The sequence below is a fragment of the Rhodoferax sp. TS-BS-61-7 genome (genome assembly GCF_002943465.1).
Taxonomy (GTDB): Bacteria; Pseudomonadota; Gammaproteobacteria; order Burkholderiales; family Burkholderiaceae_C; genus Allorhodoferax.
This window is the reverse complement of record NZ_PTQY01000001.1, coordinates 846,692-861,158: the sequence shown is the minus strand read 5'-3', so window position 1 is coordinate 861,158 and position 14,467 is coordinate 846,692. Positions and strand designations below refer to the sequence as shown.

The window sequence follows — 14,467 nt, the reverse complement described above, 5'->3', positions numbered from 1 at the left end:
GTGGGCTAGAGGCCAATTTAGTCCCCAATCCGGGTAAAGCGCGGCTGGGCCACGCCCGCAATCACCACCGTCTCAAGAAACATGGTGGCGGGCCGCACCCACAGGCCATGCTCGCCATACAGCGCACGGTACAGGGTCATGGGTTCCAGTGTTTCGCTGTGGCGCACAGTGTCCAGCACCTGGTATTCCATGCCCTTGTAGTGGCGGTAGCGGCCGGTCGGCGTATTAATTAGTGGGGGTAGGTTTTCAGTGCTCATGGGACAATCCTAGGCTATGCATCCAAAAGCCCTGCTTGACGCCTGTTCCGAATTGGTCCGGCTCGTCCTTAAATTTGACCACCCTGCGGACGCCATCGTCTCGCGTTTCTTCCGTGACAACCGCGGCCTGGGCCCGCGCGAGCGAGCCACCCTGGCCGAAACCGCCTACACCGTGCTGCGCAAAAAGCTGCTGTTTGACCACCTGGCCCCCAGCGGCAGTGGCCCCAAAGAGCGCCGCATGGCCATTCTGGGTTTCTACGGCCCGGGTGACTTTCTGCGCAGCGCCCTGACGGACCAAGAGAAAAACTGGCTGGACCAGTGCGAGAAGGTTCAGCCCGAAGACCTGATGGAGCGCCACCGCCACAACTTGCCGGAATGGCTGGTGCAACCGCTCAAGGACCAATTGGGCGACCAATTCTGGCCCCTGGTAGAGCACCTGAACCTGGGCGCAGGCCTGGATTTGCGCGTCAACACCTTCAAGGCCAAACGTGCCGATGTGCAAAAAGAGCTGCAGCAGGCCGGCATCAAGGCCGTGCCCACGCCGTATTCCCCTTGGGGCCTGCGCATTGCCGGCAAACCTGCGCTGAACAAAAACGAAGCCTTTGTGCGTGGCGACTTTGAGGTGCAGGACGAGGGCTCCCAGCTGCTGGCCATGCTGCTGGACGCCAAGCGCGGCGAGATGGTGGTGGATTTTTGCGCCGGTGCCGGCGGTAAAACCCTGGCCATTGGTGCCGCCATGCGCAGCACGGGCCGCCTCTACGCCTTCGATACGTCTGCCCACCGCCTGGATTCGTTCAAACCGCGCATGGCGCGCAGTGGCCTGTCCAATGTGCATCCGGCCGCCATCGCTCATGAGCGCGACGACCGCGTAAAACGCCTGTCCGGCAAGATGGACCGCGTGCTGGTGGATGCTCCTTGTACCGGTATGGGCACTTTACGCCGCAACCCAGACTTGAAATGGCGCCAAAACCTCCAAGCTGTGGAGGAGATGGCGGTCAAACAAGCGGCCATCCTGCAAAGCGCTGCGCGTATGGTGAAGTCCGGTGGACGGCTGGTGTACGCAACCTGCAGCGTGCTGCCGCAGGAGAACGAGGCGATTGCCCAGGCCTTTGCGGCGGCCAACCCCGACTTTGTGGCCCTGCCCGCGGGCGAGGTCCTGGCTGGGCTGAAGGTCGAGAACGCACCAAGCCTGTGCGCAGGTGGGGAAGACGGCCAGCTCTACCTGCGTCTGTGGCCGCATCGGCATGCAACCGATGGATTTTTTGCGGCTGTTTGGGAAAAGAAGTGAAATAGTTGACGTGAGTTAAGACCTTTTAACTTGCAGATGAATTAACTAGCCAAAAAAGACTGCAGCACCTAAAATCTGGGGTGTACAGGGGTGCACGTTGCCCCTGATTCATAAATAACCAAACCTCGTTGAGAGATTGAACCGACTATGTTGTTACCTGATTGGGCTGTGCTGAACGCAGCAATTGAGTGGCTGGCCCATGGCATGTGGAACATCACGTGGTGGCAAATCGTGTTGTTCGCGCTGGCCCTGACGCACGTCACCATGATCAGCGTGACCGTGTTCTTGCACCGTCACCAGGCGCACCGCGCTCTGGACTTGCACCCGATCGCGTCGCATTTCTTCCGCTTCTGGTTGTGGTTGACCACCGGCCAGGTGACCAAAGAGTGGGCGGCCATCCACCGCAAGCACCACGCCAAGTGCGAGCAGGCCGAAGACCCGCACAGCCCGCACGTCTACGGCATCAAAAAGGTGCTGTTTGAAGGCGCCGAGCTGTACCGAGCCGAGTCCAAGAACAAGGAAACCATGGCCCGTTTTGGCCACGGCACCCCTGATGACTGGATTGAACGCAATCTGTACACCCGCTACTCTTGGCAGGGCGTGGGCCTGATGATGATCATCGACCTGTTCCTGTTCGGCGCTGCTGGTCTGGCTGTTTGGGCCCTGCAAATGGCGTGGACGCCTATCACTGCCGCCGGCATCATCAATGGTGCTGCCCACTACTGGGGCTACCGCAACTTTGAAGCTGCGGACCAGAGCCGCAACATTTCCCCTTGGGGCATCATCATTGCTGGTGAAGAGTTGCACAACAACCACCACACCTACCCCACCTCGGCCAAGCTGTCGGTCAAGCCCTACGAGTTCGACATTGGCTGGATGTACATCAGCATCATGCAAGCCATGGGCCTGGCCAAGGTCAAGAAGACGCCTCCCAAGGCAGCGTACGGCGACATCCGCCCCGTGGCGGACGAGAAGACCCTGGAAGCGCTGATTGCTAACCGCTACGAAATCATGGCCGCATACGCCAAGGGCGTGCGCCAAGCTGCCCGTGACGAGTTCGAGTCGGTCAAGGCCCGCAGTGCAGACGCCGCCGTGGTGAAAGCCGCCAAGCGCTGGATGCACCGTGATGAAGAAAAGGTGCCTGCCGCTGCCGCCCCCCAACTGGCCCAAGCCCGCGCCGCATCTCCGGTGCTGGACAAGATGGTGACCATGCGCGAAGAGCTGCGCCAGATGTGGCTCAACACCCATGTGTCCCGCGAGCAATTGGCCAAGGATCTGCAGGCTTGGTGCCACCGCGCTGAAGAGAGCGGAATTACCGCGCTGCGCGAGTTCTCCATGAAGCTGCGCGCGGCTCACGTTTAATACGTTCCATCGCTTCTTCCGAAAGCCCGCCTTGTGCGGGCTTTTTTGTGTGCGCATGGTTCATGGGTTGTGGAGTTTTGCGCGGGCTCCAGAGCAGCCGGGGAGTGCGTTTTACTTCGTGTCCCCCGCCCTTCGGGCTCCTCCTTTACCTACGTAAAACGCACTCCCCGGCTGCTCTTGCGAGTTTTGGCATGTCGCCGCTAGGTCGTGAAAGGGCGTGCTCATGTCTCCAGCAGCAGGCTGGGTTTGGGTGTTCTGCGTAGGTAAAGGAGGAGCCCGAAGGGCGGGGGACACGTAGCAGAGCGCCCAAACCCAGCCTGATGCGGGTGAGAGAAGCAAAACTACGAGACGTAAAAAAGCCCGCACAAGGCGGGCTTCTTCGGGACCGGAAGAACCTGAATTACTTCAGTTTCATTTCCTTGTAGTCCACATGCTTGCGAGCAACGGGATCAAATTTCTTGATCAGCATTTTCTCGGGCATGGTTTTCTTGTTCTTGTCGGTCGTGTAGAAGTGACCGGTGCCAGCTGTAGATTCCAGCTTGATTTTTTCGCGTCCGCCTTTGGTTGCCATGGTTCTGCTCCTTATGCTTGGCCACGTGCGCGCAGATCTGCGAGCACAACATCAATACCTTTTTTGTCGATCAAACGCAGACCTGCGTTCGAAATCCGCAGGCGAACCCAACGGTTTTCAGTCTCGACCCAGAAACGGCGGTATTGCAGGTTCGGCAGGAACCGGCGCTTGGTTTTGTTGTTGGCGTGGGAAACATTGTTCCCGACCATTGGGCCTTTGCCCGTTACTTCACATACGCGTGCCATGTGGACACTCCGATATAAACGGTTCTTACTGACGATCAAAACAGTTTGAAAAACAAACCTGTCCGATCTCGCTCAAACCTCACCTCGCCATGAAAAAGGGTGGCGGTAACCCCCCGCCAAGGCTATTGGCGGAACTCACAGAGTGCCTGAAACAGGCAGGCCCCTCACGGGGCGCACTCAGCAAAGCCTTGGATTATAGCCGTTTTGGCCCGCAGGCCGCAAACAGCCTATTCTTGTTGTTCCAGAAAGCGCTGGGCGTCCAGCGCAGCCATGCAACCCGTGCCGGCGCTGGTAATGGCCTGGCGGTACACATGGTCCTGCACGTCGCCGGCGGCAAACACACCGGGGGTGCTGGTCTGGGTGGCAAAACCCTTGAGGCCGCCCTGGGTCACGATATAGCCGTTTTCCAGCTCCAGCTGGCCTTGGAAGATGTCGGTGTTGGGCGAGTGGCCAATGGCGATGAAGCAACCTTTGAGGGTGATGTCTTCGGTGGTTCCGTCGGTGGTGCTCTTGAGGCGGATGCCGGTTACGCCAGAGGCGTCGCCCAGCACTTCGTCCAGGGTTTGGAAGGTCTTCAGCTCAATTTTGCCTGCGGCCACCTTTTCCATCAGCTTGTCCACCAGAATGGGCTCGGCCTTGAACTTGTCGCGGCGATGCACCAGGTAGACCTTGCTGGCGATGTTGGAGAGGTACAGCGCTTCTTCCACAGCAGTGTTGCCACCGCCCACCACGCAGCAGATCTCGTTGCGGTAAAAGAAGCCATCGCAGGTGGCACAGCCGGAGACACCGCGGCCCATAAAGGCCGTCTCGGACGGCAGGCCCAGGTATTTGGCAGAGGCGCCGGTAGAGATGATCAGCGAGTCGCAGGTGTAGGTGCCGCTGTCGCCGGTCAGGGTGAAGGGCCGCTTGGACAGGTCCACGGCGCCAATGTGGTCAAACACCACCTCGGTTTTGAAGCGCTCGGCGTGCTCCAGAAAGCGCTGCATCAGCTCGGGGCCCTGCACGCCGTGCACGTCGGCAGGCCAGTTGTCCACTTCGGTGGTGGTCATGAGTTGGCCACCCTGGGCCATGCCGGTGATCAGCACGGGATTGAGGTTGGCGCGGGCGGCATAGACCGCTGCGGTGTAGCCTGCGGGGCCAGATCCCAAGATCAGGACCTTGGCGTGTTTGGTAGAGGACATGTTGTAACCTTTGTGGTCGGAAAGCCGGGTGGCTGGCCGTGTACATTTCGGGGCGGCCCTTGGTGAATCAAGGGACTGTGTTGTATCGAACCGTTCGATTGTAAGAAACCGGCATTCAAAATTCAGGGACCAGACCAATGGCAATGCTGAGTAACCAGGAATTGATACGCAGGGTGCCGCTGTTTGCCATGCTCACCCCTGCACAAGTCGACTCCCTGGCCGCCAATGTGGCCAAGGAGCGCATCAAGCGGGGCTCCAATGTGGTGGAGCAGGGGAAGAATTCGAATGCCCTGTTCCTCATATTGGCAGGGCGGGCGCATGTGGTCATGACCGACAGCAAGGCCCGTGAAGTGATTGTGGCCACGCTCAAAGCCGGCGACTATATTGGCGAGATGAGCCTGATTGACAACGAGGCGCATTCGGCGACCGTGGTGGCTGATACGCAAATGGATGTGCTGGTGCTGGGGCGCGACGATTTCACGCGCTGCGTCAGCGAAAACACGGCCATCGCCTCTGCGGTCATGCGCGGTCTGGTGCAGCGCCTGCGCAATGCCGACCAAAAAATCGTCTCGCTGGCGCTGATGGGGGTCTATGGACGTGTGGCCAACGTGCTGCTTGACACCGCCGAGCCCAACGAGCATGGCGAGTTGCTGATTCGCGAAAAAATCTCGCGCCTGGATCTGGCCAAGATGGTGGGGGCCTCCCGCGAAATGGTGAGCCGTGTTATGAAGGATTTTGAAGAGCAGGGCTTTGTGCAAACGCTCAAAGAAGGTGGCTTGCGTGTCTGGGAGCGTCGCTCCAAGCCGCGGTAAGCCGCCTCCCTATTGGTAGCAGCTGGTGAAGTACCAGCGAACGAAATGACCTATTCACTCCATACCTTGAATTCTTCTTCGCAAGAGGCGTCCGGCCCGCCCTCGGGGGCGGTGCGCTTCGTCAATGAAATCGCCTTGGTTGCGGGGTTTATCGCCTTGCTGCTGTGGGTGATTGCCCTCCTGAGCTATTCGCCGCAGGACCCAGCCTGGTCTACCTCGGGTACCGGCATGGCCATGCATAACCAGGTGGGCCGATTGGGCGCCTGGATGGCTGATGTGAGCTACTTTGTGTTGGGCTTTTCGGTCTGGTGGTGTGTGGCTGCCGGTTGGCGCGTCTGGTTGTCCCTGCTGGCCAGCCGTTTGCGCGGTGAGGGGGCGAATGCCTCGGTTGCGGGGCTTGCCAAACACGGCGCCTGGATTGTCGGTGTGGGTTTGCTGCTGCTGCTGTGTGCCAGCACCTCACTGGAGTGGGCCCGCCTGTACCGCCTGGAAGCATTTTTGCCAGGCAGCAGTGGTGGTGCGCTAGGGCAACTCGTGGGACCCTGGGCGCTGCGCTGGTTGGGCTTTGCAGGTGCGGGTTTGGTGGCAATTGCTCTGGGAGTGTTGGGGTCGGCGATGGTGTTTGGTTTCTCCTGGACGCGTACGGCGGAGCGCATCGGCGCTCGGCTGGATTCGCTGTTGGAGTCTCGTCGTGAGAAGCGCGAGGAGGCCCAGGACCGTGAGCTGGGCCAATTGGCCGTGCGCGAGCGCGAAGAGGTGTTCCTGGAAGAGCGCGAGGAAGAAGAAATTCACCACCCCACGCCGGTGCTGATTGAGCCCGTCATCGTGGAGTTACCACGCAGCGAACGTGTGGCCAAGGAGCGGCAAAAACCGCTGTTCACCGAAATGCCCGACAGCAAGCTGCCGCAGGTCGATTTGCTGGACGGTGCGCAACTGCGCCAGGAAACTGTGGCCCCCGAAACGCTGGAAATGACCAGCCGCATGATCGAGAAAAAGCTCAAGGACTTTGGCGTGGAAGTGCGGGTGGTGCTGGCCCAGCCCGGCCCGGTGATTACGCGCTATGAAATCGAGCCCGCCACAGGCGTGAAGGGTTCGCAGATCGTGGGCCTGGCCAAGGACTTGGCGCGTTCGCTCAGTCTTGTTTCTATCCGCGTGGTGGAAACCATCCCCGGCAAAAACTACATGGCGCTGGAATTGCCCAACGCCAAGCGCCAGAGCATCAAGCTGTCCGAAATTTTGGGTTCGCAGGTCTACAACGAAGCCAAGTCCATGTTGACCATGGGCCTAGGCAAAGACATCGTGGGCAACCCGGTGGTTGCCGACTTGGCCAAGATGCCACACGTGTTGGTGGCGGGTACGACCGGTTCCGGTAAATCGGTAGGTATCAACGCGATGATTCTGTCCTTGCTCTACAAGGCCGAAGCGCGCGATGTGCGCCTGCTGATGATCGACCCCAAGATGCTGGAAATGTCAGTGTACGAAGGTATTCCGCATTTGCTGGCGCCCGTGGTGACCGATATGCGCCAGGCCGCGCACGGCCTGAACTGGTGCGTGGCCGAGATGGAAAAACGCTACAAGCTCATGAGCAAAATGGGCGTGCGCAACCTGGCGGGTTACAACGTCAAGATCGACGATGCCAAGGCCAAGGGCGAGTTCATCTACAACCCCTTCAGCCTGACGCCCGAGAGCCCCGAACCGTTGAATCGCCTGCCGCACATCGTGGTGGTGATCGACGAGTTGGCCGACCTGATGATGGTGGTGGGCAAGAAGATTGAAGAACTGATTGCGCGCCTGGCGCAGAAGGCCCGCGCTGCCGGTATTCACTTGATCTTGGCGACCCAGCGCCCCAGCGTGGACGTGATCACCGGCCTGATCAAGGCCAACATCCCGACGCGTATTGCGTTCCAGGTGAGTAGCAAGATCGACAGCCGCACCATCCTGGACCAGATGGGGGCTGAAGCCTTGCTGGGCATGGGCGACATGCTCTATATGCCCAGTGGCACCGGCCTGCCGATTCGTGTACACGGTGCGTTTGTCAGCGATGAAGAGGTGCACCGCGTTGTGAGTTATCTGAAGAGCCAAGGCGAACCCGACTACATCGAAGGCGTGCTCGAAGGTGGCACGGTGGATGGTGAAGACGGCGAGGGCGGTGGTGGCGACGCCAGCGGCGAGAAGGACCCGATGTACGACCAGGCCGTGGAAGTGGTGCTGAAGAACCGCAAGGCCAGCATCTCGCTGGTGCAGCGCCACCTGAAGATTGGCTACAACCGCGCCGCGCGGCTGGTGGAGGACATGGAAAAAGCCGGGCTGGTGAGTTCCATGAGCGGCAGCGGTCAGCGTGAGATTTTGGTGCCGGCCCGTTCCGAATAACTTGTGGGTCAGAGCACTGTGCGCAGCACACGTGCTCTGACCCCAACTGAATAGACCATGATCAAACAAATTGCTCTTATTTTGATAGCTGCTTGCGCAATATCGGCGAGGGCTGGAGGCCTGGAAAGCTTGGAAACCTTCGTGAAGACGGTGAAAAGTGGCAAGGCCGAGTTTTCCCAGGTGGTGACGTCTCCCGCCAAAGAGGGGCAGGTTGCGCGCAACAAGGTGTCCAGTGGCAGTTTTGAGTTTGCCCGGCCCAGCCGTTTCAAGTTTGTCTACAAAAAACCGTTCGAACAAACCATCGTGGCCGACGGGCAGACGCTGTGGCTGTTTGATGTGGACCTGAACCAGGTCACGGCGCGCAAACAGTCTGCCGCCCTGGGTTCCACGCCGGCTGCGCTGATTGCGGCAGCGCCCGACCTGAAAGCCCTGCAAGCCGACTTTGCACTGGCCGATGCGCCGGACAAAGATGGCCTGCAGTGGGTGCAAGGCACGCCCAAGGCTAAGGACAGCCAGCTGCAGCAGGTGCGTGTGGGCTTCAAACAGGACCAACTGGCGGTGCTGGAGATTTTGGACAGCTTTGGCCAGCGTTCGGTGCTGAGTTTTGTGGGCTTTCAACCCAACGCGGCGCTGGACGCCGGCGCCTTCACGTTCAAGCCCCCGGTGGGCGCGGACGTAGTGCGGCAGTAAGTCAGTAGCGTCTGCGCCATGGCACCACCGCCATCCAAACACCAGCCGCTGGCCGAGCTGCTGCGCCCCAAGACGCTGGGTGAGGTGATTGGCCAGCAGCACCTGCTGGGCGACGGCATGGCGCTGCGCCTGGCGTTTGAGTCAGGCCAGCCGCACAGTTGCATCCTCTGGGGGCCACCCGGTGTCGGCAAGACCACGATTGCGCGGCTCATGGCCGATGCGTTCGACGCGCAGTTCATCACCATCAGCGCGGTGCTGGGCGGCATCAAAGACATCCGCGAGGCGGTGGAGCAGGCCCTGCTGGCACGTGACGGGCTGGAGCAACGCCGCACCATTGTGTTTGTGGATGAGGTGCACCGCTTCAACAAAAGCCAGCAAGATGCGTTTTTGCCGCATGTGGAAAGCGGCCTGTTCACCTTCATCGGCGCCACCACCGAGAACCCCTCGTTCGAGGTGAACTCGGCCTTGCTGTCGCGCGCCGCGGTTTATGTGCTGCAGCCGCTGGATGCCGAAAATTTAAAGCAAATAGTGACCCGAGCCCAGGCGCAGTCTGCGCTGCCAGCTATTGAAACCATAGCGACTGATCGGCTTATCGCCTACGCCGATGGCGATGCCCGGCGCCTGCTCAACACACTGGAAACCCTGGCGGTGGCCGCCGTGCAAGAGAAAGTAGGCGAGATCACCGACGTCTGGCTGCTGAAGGTGCTGGGCGAGCGCATGCGCCGCTACGACAAGGGGGGCGAGCAGTTTTACGACACCATCTCGGCCCTGCACAAAAGCGTGCGCGGTTCGGACCCCGATGCCTCGCTCTACTGGTTTGTGCGCATGCTGGATGGTGGGGCCGACCCGCGCTACATGGCACGCCGCCTCATCCGCATGGCGGCTGAAGACATTGGCTTGGCCGACCCGCGTGCGCTGCGTATGGCGCTGGACGCGGCCGATGTGTACGAGCGCCTGGGCAGCCCCGAAGGTGAACTGGCCCTGGCCGAGTGCGTGATTTATTTGGCAGTGGCCCCTAAATCGAACGCGGTCTACAAGGCCTTCAACGAAGCCAAGGCCTTCATCAAAAAAGACGGCACCCGCCCGGTGCCCATGCATTTGCGCAACGCCCCCACCAAACTCATGAAAGAGCTGGACTACGGCAAGGGCTACCGGTACGCGCATGACGAAGAGGGTGGCTTTGCAGCGGGTGAACAGTACCTGCCGGATGGCATGGCTGATACGCAGTTTTACCGACCTGTAGAGCGGGGGCTGGAGATTCGTATTGGTGAGAAGCTGCGCGAGCTGAAAACACGCAATCAGAAGAAAAACTAATAGTGCATGAAATGCGCCATGAGTTGCCAAATTGGCATGGCGCTCAAGGGTAAACCCACCCCGCCGCCCCAAGACCCCCCAGCGCGACCTCGCTAGAATCGCGGCACTGCTTTTGCCTGCACCGCCAGTGAACCTGACGTGGCAGGCTTATTGCTTTCGATGGTCTAACGCCACCAGTGTTAACGGCCATGCCGTTCGCACCCAAGAACAACGGAGTTTTCTATGGATATTTTGATACAGCAGATCATCAACGGTCTGGTGTTGGGTAGCATGTATGCGCTCATCGCGCTGGGCTATACGATGGTGTACGGCATCATCAACCTGATCAACTTTGCCCACGGCGAAGTGGTGATGGTGGGAGCCCTCACCAGTTGGACCATGATTGGTCTCATGCAGGATGCGATGCCCGGTACCCCCGGCTTCATCATCCTTTTTCTGGCCCTCATCATTGCCTGCGTGGTTGCTGCCACGCTGAACTTTGTGATTGAGAAGGTGGCTTACCGCCCCCTGCGCAACAGTCCCAAACTGGCCCCCCTGATCACTGCCATCGGCATGTCTATCTTGCTGCAAACGCTGGCCATGATCATCTGGAAGCCCAACTACAAGTCCTATCCCACGCTCTTGCCCAACACCCCCATTGATATTGCCGGCGCGGTGATCACCCCAACGCAAGTCATGATTCTGGGCGTAACAGCGGTGTCCCTGGCGCTGCTGATGTGGCTGGTGAACTACACCAAGCTGGGTCGTGCCATGCGCGCTACCGCTGAGAATCCCCGCGTCGCGGGTCTGATGGGCGTGAAGCCTGACATGGTGATTTCTGCTACCTTCATCATTGGTGCCGTGTTGGCCGCCATTGCCGGTGTGATGTACGCCTCCAACTACGGTACCGCACAACACGCCATGGGCTTCCTGCCAGGCCTGAAGGCCTTTACTGCTGCGGTGTTTGGCGGCATTGGCAACCTGGCGGGTGCCGTGGTCGGTGCCATTTTGCTGGGCCTGATCGAGTCCATTGGCGCCGGTTACATCGGTGCCCTGACCGGCGGCGTGCTGGGCAGCCATTACTCCGACATCTTTGCTTTTGTTGTTCTGATCATCGTGTTGACACTGCGCCCCTCCGGCTTGCTGGGTGAGCGTGTAGCCGATCGTGCCTAAGGAGACCCAACACATGAATTCTCAAAAACGACTGATTACCATGCTGGTGGCTGCAGCAGGCCTGCTGATCCTGCCACTGGTGCTGCAAGGCTTTGGTAACGCCTGGGTGCGTATTGCCGACATGGCGCTGCTGTTTGTGCTGCTGTCCCTGGGCCTGAACATCGTGGTCGGCTACGCCGGTCTGCTGGACTTGGGTTACGTGGCCTTCTTCGCCATCGGTGCCTATATGTTTGGCCTGATGGCATCGCCCCATTTGCCAGAAACCTTCCCCATCATTGCCGCCATGTTCCCCAACGGGCTGCACACCCCGCTGTGGGTCGTGATTCCGCTAGCGGCGGCCTTAGCCGGGGTGCTGGGCATCTTGCTGGGTGCACCCACCTTGCGCTTGCGTGGTGACTACCTGGCCATCGTGACCCTGGGTTTTGGTGAAATCATCCGGGTGTTCCTGAACAACCTGGACCACCCCGTCAACATCACCAACGGCCCCAAGGGCATTGGCCAGATCGACGCGATCCAGTTTTTTGGCATCAGCCTGGGCAAGCGGCTCAACATTGCCGGCTTTGAGCTGTCCTCTGTCACGCTGTATTACTACCTGTTCCTCACCCTGGTGGTGGTCAGCGTGATCATCTGCCACCGCCTGGAGCTGTCCCGCGTAGGCCGCGCCTGGATGGCGATCCGTGAAGACGAAATTGCCGCCAAGGCCATGGGTATCAACACCCGCAATGCCAAACTGCTCGCCTTCGGTATGGGCGCCACCTTCGGTGGTGTGTCGGGTGCCATGTTTGCTGCCTTCCAGGGTTTCATCTCGCCTGAGTCCTTCAGCCTGATGGAGTCGGTGATGATTGTGGCCATGGTGGTGCTGGGCGGCGTGGGCCATTTGCCTGGTGTCATTCTGGGCGCCATCCTGCTTTCCGCCTTGCCTGAAGTGCTGCGTTATGTGGCCGGTCCTTTGCAAGCCATGACCGGTGGCCGTCTGGATGCCTCCATCCTGCGCCAGCTGCTCATCGCCTTGGCCATGATTAGCGTGATGCTGCTGCGCCCGCGCGGCTTGTGGCCTGCGCCAGAGCACGGCAAGTCTTTGCAAAGCGCCAAAACCTGAATCTTGCAGGGCAGCCCAGCGCATGCGCACGCGGCTGCCCTTCACTGAATGGAATCCAACATGACAGATACAGTACTTAACGTCTCCGGCGTCTCCAAGCGGTTTGGTGGTTTGCAAGCCCTGAGCGATGTCGGCATCAAAATTGAACGTGGCCAGGTGTATGGCCTGATCGGCCCCAACGGCGCCGGCAAGACCACCTTCTTCAACGTGTTGACGGGGCTCTATACCCCCGACAGCGGCAGCTTCGAGTTGGCCGGCAAGGCCTACCAGCCCACCGCGGTGCACACCGTGGCCAAAGCCGGTATTGCCCGCACCTTCCAGAACATCCGTTTGTTCGCCGAAATGACGGCGCTGGAAAACGTGATGGTTGGCCGCCACATCCGCACCCACTCTGGCTTGCTGGGCGCCGTGTTTCGCACCCCCGGCTTCAAGGCCGAGGAACTTGCCATTGCCAAGCGCGCGCAAGAGTTGCTGGACTATGTAGGCATTGGCAAGTTTGCTGACTACAAGGCCCGCACGCTGAGTTATGGTGACCAGCGCCGCCTGGAAATCGCCCGTGCCCTGGCCACCGACCCGCAGCTGATTGCACTGGACGAACCCGCCGCCGGCATGAACGCCACCGAGAAGGTCATGCTGCGCGAGTTGATTGACCGCATCCGCAACGACAACCGCACCATTCTGCTGATCGAACACGATGTGAAGCTGGTGATGGGCCTGTGCGACCGCGTGACGGTGCTGGACTACGGCAAACAAATTGCCGAAGGCACACCCGCCGAAGTACAGAAGAACGCAAAAGTGATTGAGGCCTACTTGGGCACGAGCGGCCACTAAGGAATACGCATGACAACCCAGACTCTGCTCAAAGTTAAAGGCCTGAAGGTCTCGTATGGCGGCATCCAGGCCGTCAAAGGTGTGGATTTCGAAGTCCACGAAGGCGAACTGGTTTCTTTGATCGGCTCCAACGGTGCCGGCAAGACCACCACCATGAAAGCCATCACAGGCACCTTGCCCATCAACGCTGGCGATATTGAATACCTTGGCAAAAGCATCAAAGGCCAAGGCCCTTGGGACTTGGTCAAACAAGGTCTGGCCATGGTGCCGGAAGGTCGCGGTGTGTTCACACGCATGACCATTATTGAGAACCTGCAGATGGGCGCCTACATCCGCAACGACAAGGATGGCATCGCGGCCGACATGGAAAAGATGTTCACCATCTTCCCGCGCCTGCGCGAACGCAAGGACCAGTTGGCCGGCACCATGTCCGGTGGCGAGCAACAAATGCTGGCCATGGGCCGTGCCCTGATGAGCCGCCCTAAGGTACTGCTGCTGGACGAACCCTCCATGGGACTGTCCCCCATCATGGTGGACAAGATTTTTGAAGTGGTGAAAGACGTGTACGCCCAGGGCGTCACCGTGCTGCTGGTGGAGCAAAACGCCAGCCGTGCCCTGTCCATTGCCAACCGTGGTTATGTCATGGAGTCCGGTATTGTCACCATGACGGGCAAGGCATCCGACATGTTGACCGACCCCAAGGTGCGCGCCGCGTACCTCGGCGAGTAAGCCCGCTTCAATTTTCGGAGTCCGCTCCGGAACCCCCACAAGGTGTAGCTTGGCAATTTTGCCAAGCTACACCTTGTTACTTGGCTTTGCATTGCCGATGTCATGGCTGGCATCGTGGCCTGCGTTGTAAGCACATGGAGTTTTTCCATGCACAACCCAGGAGTTCACGATGAAAATTCATGCTCTGCTGACCAGTTTGGTGCTGTTGGCCTCGGGCGCTGTTTTCGCGCAAGGCACGCCCAAAGACCCACTGGCGACCCCCAAGATTGACCAACGCGAAGCCAATATGGAAAAACGTGTGGAGCAGGGCGTGGCCTCCGGCCAGCTCACCCCACACGAGACCAAACGTTTGAACCGCGAGGATGCAGTGGTAGACCGTGCACAGGCGCATGCTGCTGCAGATGGTGTAGTCACGGCCAAGGAACGTAAGCGTATTGGTCACCTGCAGCAGGCGCAAAGCAAGGACGTGCGCCAGCAAAAACACGACCGCCAGACCGACTTGAACCACAACGGCAAGCGGGATCGCAAACACCGCGCCTCGACGGCCGGTTCCTGATCGCTAGGTG

At 59.7% G+C, this 14,467-nt stretch carries 15 protein-coding genes; 11 read left to right on the top strand and 4 right to left on the bottom strand.

Annotation, left to right across the window (positions count from 1 at the left end; genetic code table 11):
• Window positions 1–17 precede the first annotated feature (17 nt).
• Window positions 18–257 (bottom strand): DUF1653 domain-containing protein, encoded by a 240-nt coding sequence (locus C5F53_RS04085; RefSeq protein WP_105260017.1) that lies wholly within the window; start codon window positions 255–257, stop codon window positions 18–20.
• A gap of 16 nt (window positions 258–273) precedes the next feature.
• On the opposite strand from C5F53_RS04085, the gene C5F53_RS04080 reads away from it, so the two are divergent.
• Both C5F53_RS04080 and C5F53_RS04075 read left to right on the top strand, forming a co-directional pair.
• Entirely contained in the window at window positions 274–1,545 is a 1,272-nt protein-coding gene (locus C5F53_RS04080) for an RsmB/NOP family class I SAM-dependent RNA methyltransferase (RefSeq protein ID WP_105260016.1), read from the top strand.
• A 147-nt stretch (window positions 1,546–1,692) separates the two neighbouring features.
• Complete coding sequence (locus C5F53_RS04075; protein WP_105260015.1) at window positions 1,693–2,907, top strand: acyl-CoA desaturase; 1,215 nt, start codon at window positions 1,693–1,695, stop codon at window positions 2,905–2,907.
• 400 nt (window positions 2,908–3,307) lie between these two features.
• On the opposite strand, the gene rpmG is transcribed toward C5F53_RS04075, so the two are convergent.
• The 3 genes from rpmG to trxB all read right to left on the bottom strand — a co-directional run bounded on the left by rpmG (window position 3,308) and on the right by trxB (window position 4,904).
• Window positions 3,308–3,478: a 50S ribosomal protein L33 gene (gene rpmG / locus C5F53_RS04070; protein WP_029707149.1), complete on the bottom strand. Its 171-nt coding sequence runs from the start codon at window positions 3,476–3,478 to the stop codon at window positions 3,308–3,310.
• Window positions 3,479–3,489: 11 nt separating this feature from the next.
• A complete protein-coding gene (gene rpmB, locus C5F53_RS04065; protein WP_105260014.1) occupies window positions 3,490–3,723 on the bottom strand; it encodes a 50S ribosomal protein L28 in 234 nt (77 codons plus the stop codon).
• Between the two features lie 227 nt (window positions 3,724–3,950).
• Window positions 3,951–4,904 (bottom strand): thioredoxin-disulfide reductase, encoded by a 954-nt coding sequence (gene trxB, locus C5F53_RS04060; RefSeq protein WP_105260013.1) that lies wholly within the window; start codon window positions 4,902–4,904, stop codon window positions 3,951–3,953.
• A 137-nt stretch (window positions 4,905–5,041) separates the two neighbouring features.
• Here trxB and C5F53_RS04055 point away from each other — a divergent pair, with 137 nt between their 5' ends.
• From C5F53_RS04055 to C5F53_RS04015, 9 genes are all read left to right on the top strand, one after another.
• Window positions 5,042–5,716: a Crp/Fnr family transcriptional regulator gene (locus C5F53_RS04055; protein WP_105260012.1), complete on the top strand. Its 675-nt coding sequence runs from the start codon at window positions 5,042–5,044 to the stop codon at window positions 5,714–5,716.
• Window positions 5,717–5,761: 45 nt separating this feature from the next.
• A complete protein-coding gene (locus C5F53_RS04050) occupies window positions 5,762–8,086 on the top strand; it encodes a DNA translocase FtsK (protein WP_105260011.1) in 2,325 nt (774 codons plus the stop codon).
• 57 nt (window positions 8,087–8,143) lie between these two features.
• The gene (lolA, locus tag C5F53_RS04045) at window positions 8,144–8,776 is read left to right on the top strand and encodes an outer membrane lipoprotein chaperone LolA (RefSeq protein ID WP_201740782.1); all 633 of its coding nucleotides are present in this window, start codon (window positions 8,144–8,146) and stop codon (window positions 8,774–8,776) included.
• An 18-nt stretch (window positions 8,777–8,794) separates the two neighbouring features.
• Window positions 8,795–10,090 carry a replication-associated recombination protein A gene (locus C5F53_RS04040; RefSeq protein ID WP_105260010.1) on the top strand — a complete coding sequence of 432 codons (1,296 nt, stop codon included), beginning with the start codon at window positions 8,795–8,797 and terminating at the stop codon, window positions 10,088–10,090.
• A 222-nt stretch (window positions 10,091–10,312) separates the two neighbouring features.
• The gene (locus C5F53_RS04035; RefSeq protein ID WP_105260009.1) at window positions 10,313–11,242 is read left to right on the top strand and encodes a branched-chain amino acid ABC transporter permease; all 930 of its coding nucleotides are present in this window, start codon (window positions 10,313–10,315) and stop codon (window positions 11,240–11,242) included.
• A gap of 13 nt (window positions 11,243–11,255) precedes the next feature.
• Complete coding sequence (locus C5F53_RS04030) at window positions 11,256–12,341, top strand: branched-chain amino acid ABC transporter permease (protein ID WP_201740781.1); 1,086 nt, start codon at window positions 11,256–11,258, stop codon at window positions 12,339–12,341.
• Between the two features lie 60 nt (window positions 12,342–12,401).
• Window positions 12,402–13,172, top strand: coding sequence for an ABC transporter ATP-binding protein (locus C5F53_RS04025; protein WP_201740780.1), 771 nt, complete (start codon window positions 12,402–12,404; stop codon window positions 13,170–13,172).
• A gap of 9 nt (window positions 13,173–13,181) precedes the next feature.
• On the top strand, window positions 13,182–13,901 hold the full coding sequence (locus tag C5F53_RS04020; protein WP_105260006.1) for an ABC transporter ATP-binding protein: 720 nt from the start codon (window positions 13,182–13,184) through the stop codon (window positions 13,899–13,901).
• Between the two features lie 169 nt (window positions 13,902–14,070).
• On the top strand, window positions 14,071–14,457 hold the full coding sequence (locus C5F53_RS04015) for a hypothetical protein (protein WP_105260005.1): 387 nt from the start codon (window positions 14,071–14,073) through the stop codon (window positions 14,455–14,457).
• Window positions 14,458–14,467 lie beyond the last annotated feature (10 nt).